Annotated in this window: 14 protein-coding genes and 1 riboswitch; of the genes, 4 read left to right on the top strand and 10 right to left on the bottom strand. The window is 59.0% G+C overall.

Annotation, left to right across the window (positions count from 1 at the left end; translation table 11 throughout):
* Positions 1 to 50 precede the first annotated feature (50 nt).
* The 7 genes from MHM97_RS18505 to MHM97_RS18475 form a co-directional block, all read right to left on the bottom strand.
* Positions 51 to 1148, bottom strand: a complete 1098-nt coding sequence (locus MHM97_RS18505) for a sensor histidine kinase (protein ID WP_239324253.1) — start codon at positions 1146 to 1148, stop codon at positions 51 to 53.
* On the bottom strand, positions 1141 to 1611 hold the full coding sequence (locus tag MHM97_RS18500; RefSeq protein ID WP_239324252.1) for a response regulator: 471 nt from the start codon (positions 1609 to 1611) through the stop codon (positions 1141 to 1143). The genes MHM97_RS18505 and MHM97_RS18500 overlap by 8 nt, the downstream gene beginning before the upstream one ends.
* Positions 1611 to 3878 carry a sensor histidine kinase gene (locus tag MHM97_RS18495; RefSeq protein WP_239324251.1) on the bottom strand — a complete coding sequence of 756 codons (2268 nt, stop codon included), beginning with the start codon at positions 3876 to 3878 and terminating at the stop codon, positions 1611 to 1613. The genes MHM97_RS18500 and MHM97_RS18495 overlap by 1 nt, the downstream gene beginning before the upstream one ends.
* Positions 3879 to 3964: 86 nt before the next feature.
* Positions 3965 to 4645 carry a response regulator gene (locus MHM97_RS18490; RefSeq protein ID WP_239324250.1) on the bottom strand — a complete coding sequence of 227 codons (681 nt, stop codon included), beginning with the start codon at positions 4643 to 4645 and terminating at the stop codon, positions 3965 to 3967.
* A 293-nt stretch (positions 4646 to 4938) separates the two neighbouring features.
* On the bottom strand, positions 4939 to 6339 hold the full coding sequence (locus MHM97_RS18485; RefSeq protein WP_239324243.1) for a TRAP transporter large permease: 1401 nt from the start codon (positions 6337 to 6339) through the stop codon (positions 4939 to 4941).
* Positions 6336 to 7010 carry a TRAP transporter small permease subunit gene (locus MHM97_RS18480; RefSeq protein ID WP_239324241.1) on the bottom strand — a complete coding sequence of 225 codons (675 nt, stop codon included), beginning with the start codon at positions 7008 to 7010 and terminating at the stop codon, positions 6336 to 6338. Before MHM97_RS18480 ends, MHM97_RS18485 begins: the two co-directional genes overlap by 4 nt.
* A gap of 88 nt (positions 7011 to 7098) precedes the next feature.
* Entirely contained in the window at positions 7099 to 8115 is a 1017-nt protein-coding gene (locus tag MHM97_RS18475; RefSeq protein WP_239324239.1) for a C4-dicarboxylate TRAP transporter substrate-binding protein, read from the bottom strand.
* 302 nt (positions 8116 to 8417) lie between these two features.
* Positions 8418 to 8621: riboswitch (cobalamin riboswitch) on the top strand.
* A gap of 140 nt (positions 8622 to 8761) precedes the next feature.
* On the opposite strand from MHM97_RS18475, the gene MHM97_RS18470 reads away from it, so the two are divergent.
* The gene (locus MHM97_RS18470; protein WP_239324237.1) at positions 8762 to 9988 is read left to right on the top strand and encodes an aromatic ring-hydroxylating oxygenase subunit alpha; all 1227 of its coding nucleotides are present in this window, start codon (positions 8762 to 8764) and stop codon (positions 9986 to 9988) included.
* A gap of 6 nt (positions 9989 to 9994) precedes the next feature.
* Positions 9995 to 11062: a hybrid-cluster NAD(P)-dependent oxidoreductase gene (locus tag MHM97_RS18465; RefSeq protein WP_239324235.1), complete on the top strand. Its 1068-nt coding sequence runs from the start codon at positions 9995 to 9997 to the stop codon at positions 11060 to 11062.
* A gap of 122 nt (positions 11063 to 11184) precedes the next feature.
* Here the strand turns inward: MHM97_RS18465 and MHM97_RS18460 are convergent, their stop codons facing one another.
* The 3 genes from MHM97_RS18460 to MHM97_RS18450 all read right to left on the bottom strand — a co-directional run bounded on the left by MHM97_RS18460 (position 11185) and on the right by MHM97_RS18450 (position 14221).
* Entirely contained in the window at positions 11185 to 12750 is a 1566-nt protein-coding gene (locus tag MHM97_RS18460) for a 5-guanidino-2-oxopentanoate decarboxylase (protein WP_239324233.1), read from the bottom strand.
* Between the two features lie 30 nt (positions 12751 to 12780).
* Positions 12781 to 13413: a TetR/AcrR family transcriptional regulator gene (locus MHM97_RS18455; RefSeq protein ID WP_239324231.1), complete on the bottom strand. Its 633-nt coding sequence runs from the start codon at positions 13411 to 13413 to the stop codon at positions 12781 to 12783.
* A gap of 118 nt (positions 13414 to 13531) precedes the next feature.
* Positions 13532 to 14221, bottom strand: coding sequence for a helix-turn-helix domain-containing protein (locus MHM97_RS18450; protein ID WP_239324229.1), 690 nt, complete (start codon positions 14219 to 14221; stop codon positions 13532 to 13534).
* Between the two features lie 25 nt (positions 14222 to 14246).
* Here MHM97_RS18450 and MHM97_RS18445 point away from each other — a divergent pair, with 25 nt between their 5' ends.
* Positions 14247 to 15521, top strand: a complete 1275-nt coding sequence (locus tag MHM97_RS18445; RefSeq protein WP_239324226.1) for an FAD-dependent oxidoreductase — start codon at positions 14247 to 14249, stop codon at positions 15519 to 15521.
* Positions 15522 to 15574: 53 nt separating this feature from the next.
* Positions 15575 to 16510 carry an ornithine cyclodeaminase family protein gene (locus MHM97_RS18440; protein WP_239324224.1) on the top strand — a complete coding sequence of 312 codons (936 nt, stop codon included), beginning with the start codon at positions 15575 to 15577 and terminating at the stop codon, positions 16508 to 16510.
* Positions 16511 to 16547: the final 37 nt, after the last annotated feature.

Genomic DNA, 16547 nt, shown 5'->3' with positions numbered 1-16547 from the left:
CGCCGTGCGCGCGGTTTGTTGGATTACAATATCGGGGCAGATCGCTGCATTCACGCCCGCCTCTGTATCCGCGACATGTTTGGGCGCATCTTCAGTGTGAAATGTATGGTGGTCCCCTGCTCAACTGCGGTATCGCACCAGATCGCGCCATTGTGCCGTTTGGCGATTTTGGCGCAGGTGGCCAGACCCAGCCCGGTTCCCGGGAGGTCACTGCTGCGCTGAAGGCGTTTGAATGGCTCGAATATCCGTGCTCGGTATTCTTTGGGCACACCGATACCATTGTCGGAAATCGAAAACTGAACGCCCTCCCCAACTGATTTGGCGGAAATATCTATCCTCGGTGTTGCGTCACCGCGGTACTTTATGGAGTTGCCGATCAAGTTTTGCAAAAGCTGGGACACGTCTGGCGGAAAACACAGCACGTCGACATCAGATAGGTTGGTCTCGACCACTGCACCGGAATTGGAGATATCCTGCGCCAGGGCCAGACTGGCGGCCTCGACTAGGCTTTCGGCACTTACCTGCTCTGGCATGCCTTCGGTATGCGGATTGATGTGACTGGCGAGCCGTTCGATGAGATCCGACATCTTGGAGACCGAGCGTTTCATCAGATCGAATTCTCGCTTAACTTCGTCCAGGTCCCCGGCTTCAAAATCTTCGAGAATTTGGTCGCTGAGAAACTTGATCGCGCGAATGGGGGCGCGGAGGTCGTGTACGAGAACATCCGAGAATTGCTGCAGCTCTTTCTGGTGTTCCTCGATGCGCCACTTCATCCGGGCAACCTGCAGCCCGTTGCCAATCATCCGGTTGAGCGCATCGGGGGTAATGGTTGATTTTGCGATATAATCCGCTGCGCCACTCAGGATCGCGCTCTTGGCGACTTCTTCGTCCCCCTGGCCGGTCATGATGAAGATGACGGAATGCGGCCAGCAGCGAAGGAAACTCGACAGCAGATCCAACCCCGAGACCCCCGGGAGGAGATAGTCAAGAAAGATGACTTCCACATCCTGATCCGCATGCGCGGTGGCGGCCTCGCCGTTTTCTGCCTCGAGGATTGTAGCCTCGGGGTAAAGGCTTGATAGGTATCGCTGCATAAGTTTGCGATCACCACGGTCGTCGTCAACAATCAGTATGCTTTTATCAACCATGTGAGCCTCTCCGAACATCGATGACGGGCAGTTCGACATACCGCCAGAAACTGTCCATGACCGACATGAGTTCGATGAACATGTCGCCAGCCCGGGACTTCAGAATATACCCCGCGACATTGTTGGAATAGGCAGCCGAGATGTCACGTTCATCATCGGACGTGGTCAGCACGAAGAACAATGTGCGACACAGAGCCGGGTCGTCGCGCAGGGCTTCCACAAGTTCGATACCGGACATGCGCGGCATGTTGATATCACTGAGCACAATAAACTGCTGAGGAGGCTGGCGATCCGTTTCCCCCTTGAGATAGGCCAACGCGTCTGACCCGTTCTTGAAGCGGGTCAATGGGTTCGCAATCCGAGCTTTCTTGAACGCGCGATGGATCGCCTTGGCATCACCGTCATCATCCTCAACGAGAATGATCTTGATGTCGCGGTGACCTGCGGGGTGGGAAGAAGACATTATGCAGCCTCGTTTTGTTGCCGTAGGTCACGCGGCCAACGGAATTCGAATACAGTTCCGCGGATTCCATCGGAGATCACCTGAATCTCTCCACCTGCAACCTCGATGTGTTTCTTAACAAAGGCCAAACCCATACCGCTGCCCTCCAGTTGATCTCGGGACTGAAGGGTTTGGAACACCTCGAAGATGCGATCATGGTAGATGGGCTCAATACCCGGGCCGTCATCTTCGACCCGGAACCGCAGGAACCCGGCTTCTTCTTCCACGGACACTTCGATCTCGCCATGGGGGCGGTCGTGATGTCGGATGCTGTTGCTCAGCAGATTGACCAGAACCGTTTCGAGCGGCAATTTGCGGAATCGCAGCTTGAGAAAGCTCTCTGCGAACCTGACCGTCATGCCGTCAGGCACTTCGAGCAATCCAAGCAATTCGTCCGCCAGCTCACGTCCCGAGATCTGTGTCTCCGGTTCAGCCACCCGGCCGATCCGAGAATGCTGCAAGAGATCGTTAAGCAAGCGCTCCATACGATTGGCGCGGCTTTGCAGCAGATGCATGCTCTCTCGGGTGTCGTCATTGAGATAGGGCTCCAAATCCTCTTCAAGCCAGGAAATGGCATTATTAATAACCCGCAATGGCGCCTTTAGGTCGTGGGACGCGATATATGCAAATTGATCCAACTCCGCATTTGACCTCTTCAACGCAGCAATCAGCGCGTCCGCTTTTTGCGCGGCAAAGGTCTCTGTCGTGATGTCACGGAGCATGACAATAAAGCGCGTTCCCTCAGCGTAGAGTGCGCGCTGCACCGCGATTTGCAAAATGGTGTTTTCTGACGCTCCGTGTCGGCAGGTGACAGAAAAGCGCAGAGGCTCATCTGAGTCTGCGCGGTGCATCAGATTGGACCTCGTCAACTTTGGGTCGCAGTGCAGAACATCCGCCAGCCTGCGCCCGATCAGGCGCGGGGCAGCGAGGCCGAGGATCTGCGTCGCTGCCGGGTTCACATCTTCGATTGATCCGTCTTCGCGAAGCGTGACAACGCCCTCTGCAGCATTGCTGAGCACCATTTCCAGGCGCTGTGTTTCGCGAATGAGATCATTGGTGAGATGTGAAAATTCTTTTGCAATAACAGAAACTTCATCGTGTCCGTCAAACTCTTCGGGAACGGGGCGCAAGGAGCTGCTGCTGGATCGAATATCAGTTAGGAGTTTTTCCAAGGGCGCAAGCAGCCGCGAGGTCAAAAAATAACCCATGCAGGACGCGGAGAGGGTTAATCCCAGCGCATTCAGAACATTATGGAGAAGTGCCGTTCGAGCCGCTGCCAGCATTTGACGCAGGTCCACAAAGGAAGCGATGCGGATTGTGAACGGGATGTTGTGAGAACTGAGATCGACGCGGGTGACAAAGATACCGGTGTTGCTGTCACCGGCGACCAGCTGACCTTCTCCTGTCGTGAATATGTCGTCGACTGCCTCCAGGCTTTCTCCGCTTTCTGCCTGCACGGCAAAGCGCATGTCCTCAGGGCCAAGAAGTGTCCCTGCTGAGGTCTTGTTTTCGATGGCATAATACGTTTGACCGATCTCGTTGCCAGTCTTTGGCAAGGCAAAAAGCTCAGCGATATGCGCGTTTATGACAATCGCGCCGATCAGGTTGCCGTCGATATCGGCGATCCGCTTCAACGATCTCAGGGTGGGCGGTCCTGATGCGACCCCATGTTCCCGATTGCGTGTGACATGAGAGAACTGACTTTCTTCCGAGGACCCGGAAACCAGCGTCCGGACATAAGGCTCATCGCCCTTGGCCTGCAACTCATCCTGCGATGTAATCCGCACCGAGCCGTTGATGCTGTCTACGCGGACAAATTCTCGCCAGTTGCGCTGTGGGAGCAAAAGCCGAATTTGACTATAGGCATCGCGATTCTGAATGAGGCTGACAAAAAGCGTTTCCAGCCGTTTCCGCCAATGCGTCAGGCTCGATCCGTCATACGGATCTATGCCCGAGGGCGTCATCAAGGAGCGAAATATCCCCGCAATGGGCGGAAATCCCACAATCGTCTCTGCATCTTGAGACATGGTTGTCAGCGTATCGAGAATATACCGTGAATGCGTCTGATGGTTTTGAGCGATCAGCTGTTCAGTGTGCTGACGAATGCGCTGGCTGGTGTCTCGATAGCTGAGCGAGAAGAACACGGCAAAAGAGACGCCTAGAATAAAGCATACACCCAATGCAACTTTGGTTTTGATTGAAATCCATTTAAGTGACACGCCTGCCATCTCCTCGGCAAGTCTTTGGCGGGATTGGTTCGGATCAATTGTCGAACCACGTTTCTGTTCATTCCTGCAACGGCTGAGCTCAGACTTTATTGAATGCGTTTGCGCAATTCGTTGACTGTCAAACGCCGACCAGCGCCAACAACACTTTCTAGATCATCCATAAACGCGACCAGGTCTTTTGCGCTGCGCTCGAACATGGACAAGTTTGACAACAAAGTCGGGTCAACGGCATCGTCGCTGCGGGCCTGCATCTTGACGGCTCTGACTCCCATCATGCTGCGGCGTAGCAATTCACGCATTTCCGGGCCACAGCTGACCATGAATTTTTCAAAGACTGATTTCAGTTCCGATTCGGAGGCCCGGGCATCGGTGAGCGCACCATAGAGCGCGCGCCGTTCGATCGCGGATGTTACCGATTTGATCAGGGAGTCGACCGTCAGCTCGTCCTTCACGATGTAGTCGGCACATCCGCGCCGCATGGCCTCGACCGCAATATGATAGTCGACGGAGGAGGTCAGCATGATCGGAACCGCGTTGACCTGCTCTTCGTGGGACAGCAGGATCCCGAGGGCATCCAGGCCGGTGTCCATGCCAAGGTCATGATCGATAAAGACAAGGTCGTAGCAGTCAATCTCCAGGCATTCCCGCATTTCATCGAGATTGGCAGCTTCGGTGAAATCGACCATCAGACCGGCTTTCCTGCAGATCTTCAGCAATCGCATCCGGTCGATTTCGTCGTCATCAATGGAAAGGACGTTCAGGAGCATCGGTTTTGCTCCCGTCGTCAACGGGTAATCGTGAACATGCATATTCGACATTTCTTGACCTTTTACTCACACAAAGCGGCTGTTCTAGCCTGCGGTACAATGACCAACTTTCACAACCAATGGTATCATTGGTGTTTGGGCTGCTTCAAAGGAAAGACTTGTCGAATTGAATTAATGAACCCCTTTCGCGCCATGGCGAAAGGGGTGGATTACATGGAATTGTGGATGTGGAATGTATTTTTTGCGCCGCCTTTGCGCCCAGGGCAGAAACAATAAAGCGGGCGCAAAGGCGTTCAACTGGCGAGGCCGGGGAGCCAGAGAACGATCATCGGGAATGCAACCAGAAGCGCGATGGTGACGGCATCGGCGATAAAGAAGGGCATGACCCCGCGAAACACATCCTGTACCGAAAGATCCTCCCGCACGCCTGCGACGACAAAACAGTTCAGGCCGATCGGTGGTGTGATCAGGCAGAACTCTGCCATTTTCACCACCAGAATGCCAAACCAGATGGCACACATCGGCCCGGACATGCCGAACGCCGAATCCGACGCGGACACCAGCTCGCCGCCGTTCAGCGCCATCACGGCGGGGTAGACCACGGGCAAGGTGAGAAGCAGCATTCCGATCGCGTCCATGAACATGCCCAACACGGCATAGGCGAGGAGAATGCAGATCAGGATCAGCATCGGAGGCGCGGACAGAGAGGAAATCCAATCCGCGAAGGCATGCGGCAGGTCTGCATAACCGAGGAAACGGACGTAGATCAGAACACCCCAGATGATGGTGAAGATCATGATCGTGAGCTTGGCCGTTTCCAGCAAGGCGTCCCGCAACTGGCGCAGACGCATGCCGCGGATCAGGGCCATGATGAAGACAATGAAGGCGCCGACCGCGCCGCCCTCGGTCGGAGTGCCCCAAGCCTCGCCAAAGGGATTGTAGACAAAGAAAATGATGATCACCACGACTGCCAGAATCGGCAATGCCGGTGGCAGGGACACCAGCCGTTCACGCCAGGTGAAGCCCGTGACAGGAGGTCCGACCGTCTTAAAGATCATGGCAATGGCGATGATGAGACCCGCATAGACAACCGCCGAGAATGCCCCTGGGATAAAGCCCGCCAGCAAAAGCTTGCCCACATCCTGCTCGACGATAATGGCATAGATCACCAGAATCGCAGAGGGGGGGATGAGTGAGGCAAGGGTTCCGCCTGCGGCCACAACGCCCGCAGCGAACCGTTTGTTGTATCCCACCGCCAGCATCTCGGGAATGCCGATACGCGCGAACACCGCCGCTGTGGCGACGGATGCGCCGGACACGGCGGCAAAGCCCGCTGTGGCAAACACGGTCGAGACCGCGAGCCCGCCGGGGACCCAGGCAACCCAGCGTTTGGCGGCTTCGAACAGGGCCGTGGTCATTTGCGCGTAATAGGCAAGATACCCGATCAGGATGAAGGTGGGTATCAGGCTCAGCGCCTGGCTGGACACCTTGGAATGCGGGACCTGGCCGGCGATCTTGACGCTGATTTCGACAGATTTTCCAAAGCGCTCAGGATCGTAGTCGAACCCGTTCCAGCGCAGCCATACCAGGCCTGCAAACCCCGCCAGGCCAGCTGCAAAAGCCACCCGCATGCCGAGCACGACCAGGACCAGCATTGCCCCGCTGACCCAGAGACCGATCTCGATATCGCTCATTTATCGTGCTCCTTGAGTTGATCGGCTTCGGCAGCGGCCTGCTCTGCGACAGATTGAATCAACGGTACTGCGGCCGGGCTTTGCAGCCCCAGGACGAAGGCACGGGCATAGGCCACGAGCTGCAACAGCAGTCTGGCGCTCAAGACGGCGAGGGCGACAGGCACCACCAGTTTCGACGGCCAGATCGGCAGACCGATGTCGATCGAACTGTCGCGTGAACACAGCGGGCGGGCACAATCAAATGATCTGTCAAAATGCGCCCAGGATCCCCAGACAAGCGCAAACACCAGTACAAGCATGCACAGCACGGTGACAAATTCGAACAACCAAAGTGCCCGTCCATGCAACCGTCCCACAAGAATATCCATGCGGATATGCGCACCCTCCCGCTGCACGTAGGACACGCCCAGAATGGCGATCAGCGGCATCAGGGCCTCAATATAGTCAACGTAGCCGGGCAGGGGGCCGTCCATCAGACCAAGCCGGTCGAAAACAGGTGCCAGAAACGTCCGGTCCAATTGGCGACCGGCCACGGAATACGCGGCAAGGAACATCAGCGAAAAAGCGGCCAGTCCGGACAGGAGGGCTGTTGCTCTTTCGATCGGCAGCAACGCCCTGTCCAGCCGCGAGATTACACTGGAATCACTGAGCACGGTTGATGAACCTGCCATTCCTGCCCCCGGTTGTTGTCTTTATCGGTGAATAGAATAGGTACGGGCCCGGCTCTGAAGATCCGGGCCCGATGTGATCGCAATGCGATCAGCTGCCGTTGCGATGGTCGCTCAGGGTTTTCTGAACAAGATCATACAGTTCCTGCCCGGGCAGCCCTTGCGCCTCCATGTCCTTGATCCAGGCTTCGCGGATCGGATCCGCTGCGGTGGCGCGGAACTCAGCCAGGACCTCATCGGAGATCTCGACTTTCTCGACCCCTTTTTCCTCCAGAACGGCGTCCCATTTCTTCAGGAGTTCGCCATAGTTGGCCAGATAGTGATCCAGCGCTTCCGGGATCGAGCTGTCGAGGGCCTCGCGCTCGGAGTCGGACAGGCTCTCATAGGCGTCGATGTTCACCACAACAGGGCAATTCACGGTGCCAGGGTTCAGGTTTGCCGTCCACCAGTCGGCGCGATTGATGGTGCCGAAGGACAGATGCGCATGCTGAGCGAATGCGACCGTGTCGACGACGCCAGACTCCATGGCCTGGTAGGCTTCGGTTGCGGTGACCGAGGTCGGCACTGCGCCAACAGCTTTGAAGGCTTCGCCGATCCCGCCCGTGGCACGCACGCGCATGCCTTCGAATTCGGCCAGCTCGTCGCGCGCTTCGCCGGTGCCGACGATATTGTACTGTGGCATCGGAGACGTCATCAGCAGCTTCGCATTCCACTGCGCCATCTCGTCAGTGGCTGCCGGGTGGCCATAGACGGCCGCGGAAACGGCAACTTCTTCCTCCAGGTTGGAAACACCGAGGAAGGGCAGCTCCAGAACGGTAATGACGCGGTTCTTGTCGCGGTGATATCCCGCGCAGAATTGCGCCATCTCGAACGCACCAATGGAAATACCATCGAGGTTTTCGCGGTTCTTGGACAAGCCGCCGTAGCTGATGTTCATGGTGAACGCGCCATCGGTCTTTTCCGAAACCAACTCCGCCAGTTTTTCGACGTGTTCCGTAAAGGCGCGGCGTTTGCCCCAGACGGACACGTTCCATTCGGTCGCCATGGCTTCGGCGGCAAAGGCACAGGTCAGGGTTGCGAGGGCGGTAAGCCCCAAGACATTTTTCATAATTTCCTCCCCAATTACGCATCTGAAGTGCGCGGTATGGGCGCAGGATCACCATTATGCCCCGGTTTGCCAACCCAAAAGTTGGATCCGATCATCGGTGGACGCGGCAGACGCTGCGTAGCAAGGCGTTCCACAGTGGATTGAGAAGAACCTCGTTGCGGATTGGACTTAGCCTGCACCAGCCGGCGGCCGTCGGGGTAAGACCCTCTCGACAGGGCCGCTGCAGCGCACCGGGAATCCGCGCCTTGTCTCGAACCAAATAAACAATGTCGCAAATCGCAGATCGGGATTTGCGAATCTCGGTACAACTCGGTCCCAGAGGTGCCGCCCGGCGTGTCCGGGTGGAGAATTGGGAAGCCGGTGTAAATCCGGCGCTGCCCCCGCAACGGTCATGGAGACAGCGGGTGCGACATCGGCCACTGGGGGGAGGAACCCGGGAAGGCGTCGCACTTGGACCATCTGGTCTTCTCCTGAGCCCGGAAACCAGCCTCGAAAGATATCGTCAACCGCGGGTGGCGGTTTGGGCATCTTGAAGGGCGCGGCTTCCTCCGTTGCGACCTGACGGATTCCCATTGCCATCTGCACAAAAACCAACCGCGTGACGCTCCGTCTCAGGATCGCGAGCAGGCGGCAGGAGAGTCAGGGAATGAACAGCAATCTCAATGCGCTGATCGCCAATCATACGCCGGGTCATGCGCTCGCGCAGGCGTTCTATACCGACGCCGAGGTGTTCGAGACCGATCTACAAGAGATCTTCTACAAGGATTGGCTCTTTGCCATTCCCGCCTGCGAACTGGAAAAGCCCGGCAGCTATGTGACCCATCAGGTTGGGGCCTTCAACGTCATCATCGTGCGCGGCAGCGATGATGTCATCCGGGCGTTCCACAATTCCTGCCGCCATCGCGGGTCTGTCATCTGCAAGGCGAAGAAGGGCAACAATCCGAAACTGGTCTGCCCCTACCATCAGTGGACTTACGAGCTGGACGGGCGTCTGCTTTGGGCTCGGGATATGGGACCGGATTTCGACCCTGCACAACACGGGCTCAAGACAGTCCACTGCCGCGAACTGTCGGGGCTGGTCTATATTTGTCTTGCGGAGGACGCCCCGAGCTTTGACGCGTTTGCCGACACGGTTCGCCCCTATCTGGACGTGCACGACCTGTCGAACGCCAAAGTGGCCTACGAGAGTTCGATCGTTGAGAAGGGCAACTGGAAACTGGTCTGGGAGAACAACCGCGAGTGTTATCACTGCGGCGGCAACCACCCCTCCCTGTGCCGGACCTTCCCCGATGATCCGTCGATCACCGGTATCGAGGGCGGCGAAACCCCCGCCAACCTGCAAGCGCATTTCGACCGTTGCGAAGGGGCCGGTATGCCGTCAAGCTTCTTCCTGAACGACGACGGGCAGTTTCGGATTGCCCGCATGCCGCTCAAGGAAGGCGCTGAAAGCTATACCCTGGACGGCAAGACGGCGGTGCGGCGCTGGCTGGGGCGGGCGGCGTTTGCCGATGCCGGCTCCTTGTTGAAATTCCACTATCCGACCACCTGGAACCACTTCCTGTCGGACCACTCCATCGTGTTCCGCGTCACCCCGATCAGCCCGACGGAAACCGAAGTGACCACCAAATGGTTGGTGAACAAGGATGCGGTCGAGGGCGTGGACTACGATCTCAATCGCCTGACCGAAGTCTGGATCGCCACCAATGACGAGGACCGCGAGGTCGTCGAGTACAACCAGATGGGTATCAACTCTCCCGCCTATCAGCCCGGGCCGTATTCCGCGGTGCAGGAAAGCGGCGTGCTGCAATTCGTGGAGTGGTACCTCAATACCCTTAAGCGCAACCGCGATCCCCAAGCCATCGCGGCGGAGTAAGACCAAATGCCCAAAATGAGTGAACGCGCGATCTGGAATGATACGGAGATGCTGGAATGTGTCTCCATCATACCGGAGATGGACAATACCGCGTCCTTCACCTTCAAGGCGCCGTCCGGTGCCTTGTTCGACTTTGACCCCGGCCAGTTCATGACGCTTGAGATTCCGGTTCCCGGTGGCCCCGTGCACCGCACCTACACGATCTCCTCGTCGCCATCGCGCCCGCGCACGATCACCATCACCGCGAAGGCGCAGCCGGACAGCATCGGAACGCGCTGGATGCTCGACAACCTGAAGCCGGGGGTGCGGATCAGAGGCATCGGCCCGGCAGGGTTGTTTACGAACGCCGGCAGCCAGTCAAAGAAGTTCCTTTTCATTTCCGCCGGATCGGGCATCACGCCGATGATGTCGATGACCACCAGCATGTGGGACGACGGGGATGATCTGGACATCGTGTTCGTGAACTGTGCCAAGCGGCCGTCGGAGATCATTTTCCGGCAACGCCTGGAGCAGATGGCCAGCCGTTCCGAAGGGCTCGACCTGAAGTTCGTGGTGGAAGAGCCTGATCTCTACCGCCCCTGGACAGGCTACCAGGGCGTGTTCAATCAGTTGATGCTGGGCCTGATGGCGCCGGACTATCTGGAGCGCGAGGTCTACTGCTGTGGTCCGGAACCATTCATGCAGGCGGTCCGGGACGCGTTGGCCGGTCTCGGCTTTGACATGGACAACTATCATCAGGAGAGCTTTCACGCGCCGGTCGCGAATGAAGCTGATCAGCCGGATCTCGATGATGTTGTGCTTGATGATGACACCAAGGCCGAAATCACCTTTGCAACTTCCGGTGTCACTGCCAAGGTGGCCGAGACGGATACGGTTCTGGCAGCCGCGCGTGCAAATGGCCTCAATATCCCATCCGGCTGCACCTTTGGGGTCTGCGGCACGTGCAAGGTGAAGAAAACCTCCGGCGATGTGCATATGGTGCACAACGGCGGGATTTCGGATGATGACATAGAGGCAGGCTACATTCTCGCCTGCTGCTCGAACCCGATCGGCAAGGTGTCGGTCGAAGTCTGAGCCGCCTTTCACCTGTCGGATTGGCAAGAAGCCGCGCCCGGGTCCACGAGCGCGGCTTCTGTCGTTGAGGGCAGGTCATATCCTCACGAGGCGGTGGGCGAGGCCCGCCCTGGTGTGGGTCCCTACATTTCGATTTCCAGCAGCATCGGACCCGAGAGAGGAAAAAGGTCAGCAAGCGCGGCACGCAGCTGATCTGGAGATGTGCGTTTGAAACCGAGACCATAGGCGGCGGATACCGCCTCGAAATCCGGTGCTCCGGGGTGGCATCCAGTGGCCTTAATGCCTGCGGCTTCCATGGAGTTCGCGATCTCGAGGAATGCGTTGTTGTTCCAGACCACGAACAGAATGGGGATGTTCTCGTCGCTGGCCACACCCAGTTCCGGCAAGGTGAACTGAGCGCCGCCATCGCCCATGAGCGCGATGACAGGTGCGGTCGGATCGGCGATGGCGGCCCCGATCGCGGCCGGGATCGCAAACCCGAGCGCACCAAATCCGGTGGCCCCGTTGAACCAGCCGCCGGGGCGGTCGTGGTCGTAAGCCAGGTTTGCGGCATACACCGCTTGCGTGGAATCCCCGACCATGATCGCGCCCGGGGCCGCATCCCGCAGGGTTTCGATCTGCTCGATCAACGCACTATAGCCAGGTGCGGTGGTGTCGATTTCGCGCAGCGCCGCATTGCGTGCAGCCTCTGCGCGGCCCGCGCCACCAGTCCCGGGCTTGCTGTCGATCTCGGCAGCCAGTCGCGACAGACACCGATCCAGATCACCGGTCACCGCGACCTCTGCTGGGTGGCGGCGCAGTTGCTCGGGGCATATGTCGATGCGCAGCAAAGACGCCATTCTCGGGTAGCTTCCTGTCGCGTACATATCGTAGTCGGTCGGACCAAGCTCAGTGCCAAGCGCAAGCACGCAATCGGCGTCTTCGATCAGCTCCCGGACGGCGTGCAACGACGGGCTGGCGGCGACGGTGAGCGCATGCCCATGCATCAATCCGCGCGCATTGACGGTTTGCACCACGGGTGCGTCGAGTTTCTCCGCCAATTGTGTGAGCGCCGCGTCCTGCCTGCGGCAACCACCACCGGCGATGATGACGGGGCGCGCGCACTCTGTGAGACGTGCCAGGATGGGTGCAAGATCCGGGTCATCGGGGGCGGGGGCATCGGTCAGCGACAGATCATCCGGACCTTGCAGGCCCATGACGTCCGTCGGTACCTCGATATGCACTGGCGCCGGCCGTCCGGCGAGCCCGGCAAACGCACGACCCAGCGCCCCGTCGAGCCCGGCTGCGTCCTCAACCTGCTCGGCGTGCTTTGATACTGTTTTCGACAACCCCAACTGATCGGGCAGTTCATGAAGCAGGCCCAGCCCCTTGCCAAGGCTGTCGCGGCGGTTGACACCCGTTACCACGATCATGGGGGAACTGTCGGCACGTGCCTGCGCCATGGGCGTCAGCGTATTGACCAACCCCGGGCCGGTAATCACGAACACGACGCCAGGTTTGCCGGAGATACGCGCATAGCCATCCGCCATGAAGCCCGCCCCCTGTTCATGACGCGGTGTAACGTGGCGAATGTCGGCAGCTTCGATCCCACGGTAGAGTTCAATGGTATGCACCCCGGGGATGCCGAAAACCACCTCAACCCCGCGATCAACGAGGTTCTGCGCCAGGGCTTGACCGATCGTTGGCATGCTTTCTCCTTGTATCTTCCTTGGTCGGGGTCAGCTATTTGCTGGCAACCCCAGAATGGCGAATAGGGTCGCCTCCGCCACTGCGATCAACCGTTCCGGCGGCAGCATGTCCGGCAGCATCGACCCTTCGAGCCAAAGCCCGTCGAGGACCGCATTGCAGGCGATCGCCTTCTGTTCGACCAAGGCCGGGTCGACGGGCGCGCCACGGGCTTCGAGCGCTTCTGTGATCAGCGGCTCCAGTGCATTGCGAAAGCCGAGATAGGTATCGATGTGGATCTGTTTCATCCGCTCATCATGCGGAACCATCTGAATGAAACCCGCCCAGATCTGCAAACCGGCCCCGTTGGTCACCGGCGGAGAGAGCGTGTCCCGAATACATTGGCGCAATCGGTCCGCGAGTGTCCGGTCTGTATCTGTCGCCGACGACAGGGAGAGATGCGCCATCTTCTGCATGTGAAAGGAATAGGCCGCATACATCAGATCTTCTTTGGTGCGAAAGTGATGCCGGATCAGGCTGAAGGCAACGCCGGCCTCAGCTGAGATTTCGCGCACGGTCGCTGCCGAAACCCCCTTGCGCGCAATCACCCGCAGTGTGGCTTCGACAAGCTGCTCACGGCGCAGCTCCGGGCTTTCCCGGCGAAATTTAGGTTTGCTGTCAGACATTCCAGACCCCACGATTTATTGCACATTCGTGCAACAGGGTGCGGAAATCAAGGCTAAAGTGGATCAGGCCACATAGCCTGAGATCAACTTCCATGTCCCCAGAGGGCCGTGAGGATGCTCAATCAAGCCCCTCGATATGCGTGCAGGCCCAGAACACACGCGCATCCTCGGCCCCTGTACTGCGCACCCCATGCCGCATGGTACTGTCATAGTAGGCGCAATCTCCGGCCTTCAAGATCACCGGCTCATAATGTTCCACGCGCAATTCGACCTCTCCTGCAAGTATGAACAGGAGCTCTTCGCCATCATGCCGGTCAAGATGCTCGGGCGTGGTCCCGCCTGCGGCGCCAACAGTTCCGATGAGCGGGATGATTTTCTTGCCGGTGAGGCCGTTGCACAAGATTTCATAGGCATAGGCTTTGCCCTCTACGGAACGCCCCTGGCCCGCGCGCGTAACCGTGAGGCGCGTCGTCGTGACCTCGCCTTCCGGCTCTGCAATCAGCTTCTCCAAGCCGACGCCATACCCCCGTGCGAGTCGCAGCAGATTCTCAAAACTCGGGGACACTTTGCCGTTTTCGATCTTGTAAATGGTCGAAACCGCAAGGCCCGTGCGCTCTGCCGCTTGTTCCAGTGTCATCTCGGCCGAACTGCGTAAGCCTTTGACACGCCTGCCGAGTTCAAGCCTGATCTGCTGCTTTTCACTGTCATCCAGCAATGCCGTTTGTGCATCAGAGACAAAGGGAGAGTCTTTTTTTGTTGTTTGCGACATGATTTTTCTTATTTTACCAAAAAATTGCCCATAGGCCATGTGCCCGAGCTATTTGGATGAAAGTATGCATGACCAGCAGAAGCGTGGCCAGCGAATTGCCGTGATCGGAGCGGGGGTGGTTGGGATGGCCTCCGCCTACCACCTCGCGGAACGCGGCCACCACGTGACCGTGATCGAGCGCGCAAAGGCCCCTGCCGAGGGCTGCAGCTTTGCCAATGCGGGGATCATTGCCGTCGGTCATGCCGAGAGCTGGGCCGGGCCTGCCGCGCCTGCGCAAATGATAGATGCTCTGCTGGGCCGTACCCCGAGCGTGAAGATCAGCAAGCTGATGGACCCGCAGCTCTGGCGCTGGGGGCTGGCGTTCTTGCGTCAGTGCTCGGCGCGGGCGCATCGAGAAAATTCCGGCGCGATGGCGTGGCTCGCCCGCCATGGGCGGCAAGAGTTGCAGGCCTTGGAGCAAGCCACTGGGCTTGCTTTCGAGCAGGGGCATGACGGGGCCTATTATCTTTATGGGGAAGAGAGCGCCTTTGCCGCGCGCAAGGCGTCGGATCATCTCGAAGGCTTCTCTCCCATGAGCGCCGAAGAACTGACCCAATGGGACCCGGCGCTGAAGGTTTATGGCGACAGGCTGAAAGGCGGGCTGTTGTCCTCGGTCGACAGTAAGGGCGATTGCCGTCGGTTCACCAAAGCGCTGGCGCAGTGGCTGGAGCAGAACCGACAGGTCACGTTCCACTATGGCGCAACGGTCACCGGGTTCGCGCGTGCGCAGGGGCGCGTGTCGACGGTGCAGACCACAAACGGGCCAGTGCCCTGCGACCAGTTGGTGATCACGGCAGGTGTTGGCACGGTCGCGCTCGGCAAACAGCTTGGCGTGCGCCCGCTGATCTACCCGGTCAAAGGCTATTCGGCGACCTACCCGATACGGGATGGGGCGTATATGCCAGCCCGCCCGCTGGTCGATGAAACCAATCTGATCGCAGTCACCCGGCTGGGGTCTTACCTGCGCGTCACCGCCATTGCCGAATTTGCAGGTCACGACAGCAGCCCCAACCCGGAGCGCGCGGCGTATCTGGATGACTATGTGGCGCGCCACTTTGGCTGCGCGGTCGAGTTGGATGCGGTCACACATTGGGCCGGTCTGCGCCCCACCACCCCCAGCGGGCGGCCCTATCTGGGCCGTTTGCGCACCCACAGAAATGTCTGGCTCAACGCCGGTCATGGCCAGCTTGGCTGGACCATGGCGGCGGGCGCAGGACAGCTCCTCGCCGAGCGGCTGCATGGCGCTCAATCTCCCTCATACGGCGTTTCCGAGACAGCCCGCTGGCTGATCGCCGCCTAGGCACGGGCGTTATCCGCCCGGCGCTGCCTCCTCTTCACAGTTAGGATCGTTCAGTGAAAATTCTCGACCAGGAACAGACCCGCGCCGCCCTGCCTTACGCGGAATTGATTGATGCATTGGATCAGGGATTTTGCGGCGCGTATGAAGCGCCGCTGCGTCATCACCACTATCTGGAAAACGCCGAAGAAGAAGACGATGTGCTGCTGCTGATGCCAGCATGGCGTGCGGAGGGCTTTGGCGGCATCAAACTGGTCAATGTGGTGCCCGGCAACAGCAAACGTGGCCGCGCGGCGCTGTCGTCGAGCTATGTGTTGTTTGACCGCGAAACCGGCGCGCATCTGCTGCTGGCAGATGGCGGAGAGCTGACAGCGCGGCGCACCGCAGCCGCCTCGGCGCTGGCGGCACGGCGGCTGGCCCGCCCCGAAAGCGCCACGCATCTGATCATAGGCGCCGGGCGCGTGGGCTTTAATCTGGCGCAGGCCTACCGCGAGGTGCTGCCGGTAACGCGCACGTTGGTCCATGACATCATGCCGGACAATGCGGCGCGCACGGTGGCAAACCTGAACGATATGGGCATTGCCGCCGAGGTCACCGAAAGCGTCGAGGCCGCCACAGCAGAGGCCGATGTGATCTCTTGCGCGACCCTGTCGCAGACACCGGTGCTGCAGGGCGCGTGGCTGCACCCCGGCCAGCACATCGACCTGATCGGCAGTTTTACTCCAACCATGCGCGAAGCGGACGACGCGGTGCTGACCCGTGCCACGGTCTATGTGGACACGATGGATGCGCTGGTGGAAAGCGGCGACATCAAGACCCCGCTGGAAACCGGCGTGCTCGTCGAAAGCGACATTCGCGCTACGCTCAAGGACCTGTGCGAAGGGGATCTGTCCCCGCGCCAGTCGCCAGAGGAAATTACCCTTTTCAAAGGGGTCGGTACCGCGATTGAGGATCTGTCGGCCGCAATACTCGCCTACAGATCCACCAGCTGATCCCAAAGAGACGACAACCGGCACCGGACCCCGCTGC

The organism is Epibacterium sp. Ofav1-8 (genome assembly GCF_022348185.1).
Lineage (GTDB): Bacteria > Pseudomonadota > Alphaproteobacteria > Rhodobacterales > Rhodobacteraceae > Epibacterium.
Note: the sequence above shows the minus strand (reverse complement) of the source record. Positions and strands in the feature narration are given on the sequence as shown.

Bases quoted from the DNA above. Each gene is read 5' to 3' on its own strand.
- MHM97_RS18450 (WP_239324229.1), bottom strand. From the start codon at position 14,221: ATGGCCTATGGGCAATTTTTTGGTAAAATAAGAAAAATCATGTCGCAA.
- MHM97_RS18485 (WP_239324243.1), bottom strand. From the start codon at position 6,339: ATGAGCGATATCGAGATCGGTCTCTGGGTCAGCGGGGCAATGCTGGTC.
- MHM97_RS18465 (WP_239324235.1), top strand. From the start codon at position 9,995: ATGCCCAAAATGAGTGAACGCGCGATCTGGAATGATACGGAGATGCTG.
- MHM97_RS18490 (WP_239324250.1), bottom strand. From the start codon at position 4,645: ATGCTCCTGAACGTCCTTTCCATTGATGACGACGAAATCGACCGGATG.
- MHM97_RS18475 (WP_239324239.1), bottom strand. From the start codon at position 8,115: ATGAAAAATGTCTTGGGGCTTACCGCCCTCGCAACCCTGACCTGTGCC.
- MHM97_RS18455 (WP_239324231.1), bottom strand. From the start codon at position 13,413: ATGTCTGACAGCAAACCTAAATTTCGCCGGGAAAGCCCGGAGCTGCGC.
- MHM97_RS18495 (WP_239324251.1), bottom strand. From the start codon at position 3,878: ATGGCAGGCGTGTCACTTAAATGGATTTCAATCAAAACCAAAGTTGCA.
- MHM97_RS18505 (WP_239324253.1), bottom strand. From the start codon at position 1,148: ATGGTTGATAAAAGCATACTGATTGTTGACGACGACCGTGGTGATCGC.
- MHM97_RS18500 (WP_239324252.1), bottom strand. From the start codon at position 1,611: ATGTCTTCTTCCCACCCCGCAGGTCACCGCGACATCAAGATCATTCTC.
- MHM97_RS18460 (WP_239324233.1), bottom strand. From the start codon at position 12,750: ATGCCAACGATCGGTCAAGCCCTGGCGCAGAACCTCGTTGATCGCGGG.
- MHM97_RS18445 (WP_239324226.1), top strand. From the start codon at position 14,247: ATGCATGACCAGCAGAAGCGTGGCCAGCGAATTGCCGTGATCGGAGCG.
- MHM97_RS18470 (WP_239324237.1), top strand. From the start codon at position 8,762: ATGAACAGCAATCTCAATGCGCTGATCGCCAATCATACGCCGGGTCAT.
- MHM97_RS18480 (WP_239324241.1), bottom strand. From the start codon at position 7,010: ATGGCAGGTTCATCAACCGTGCTCAGTGATTCCAGTGTAATCTCGCGG.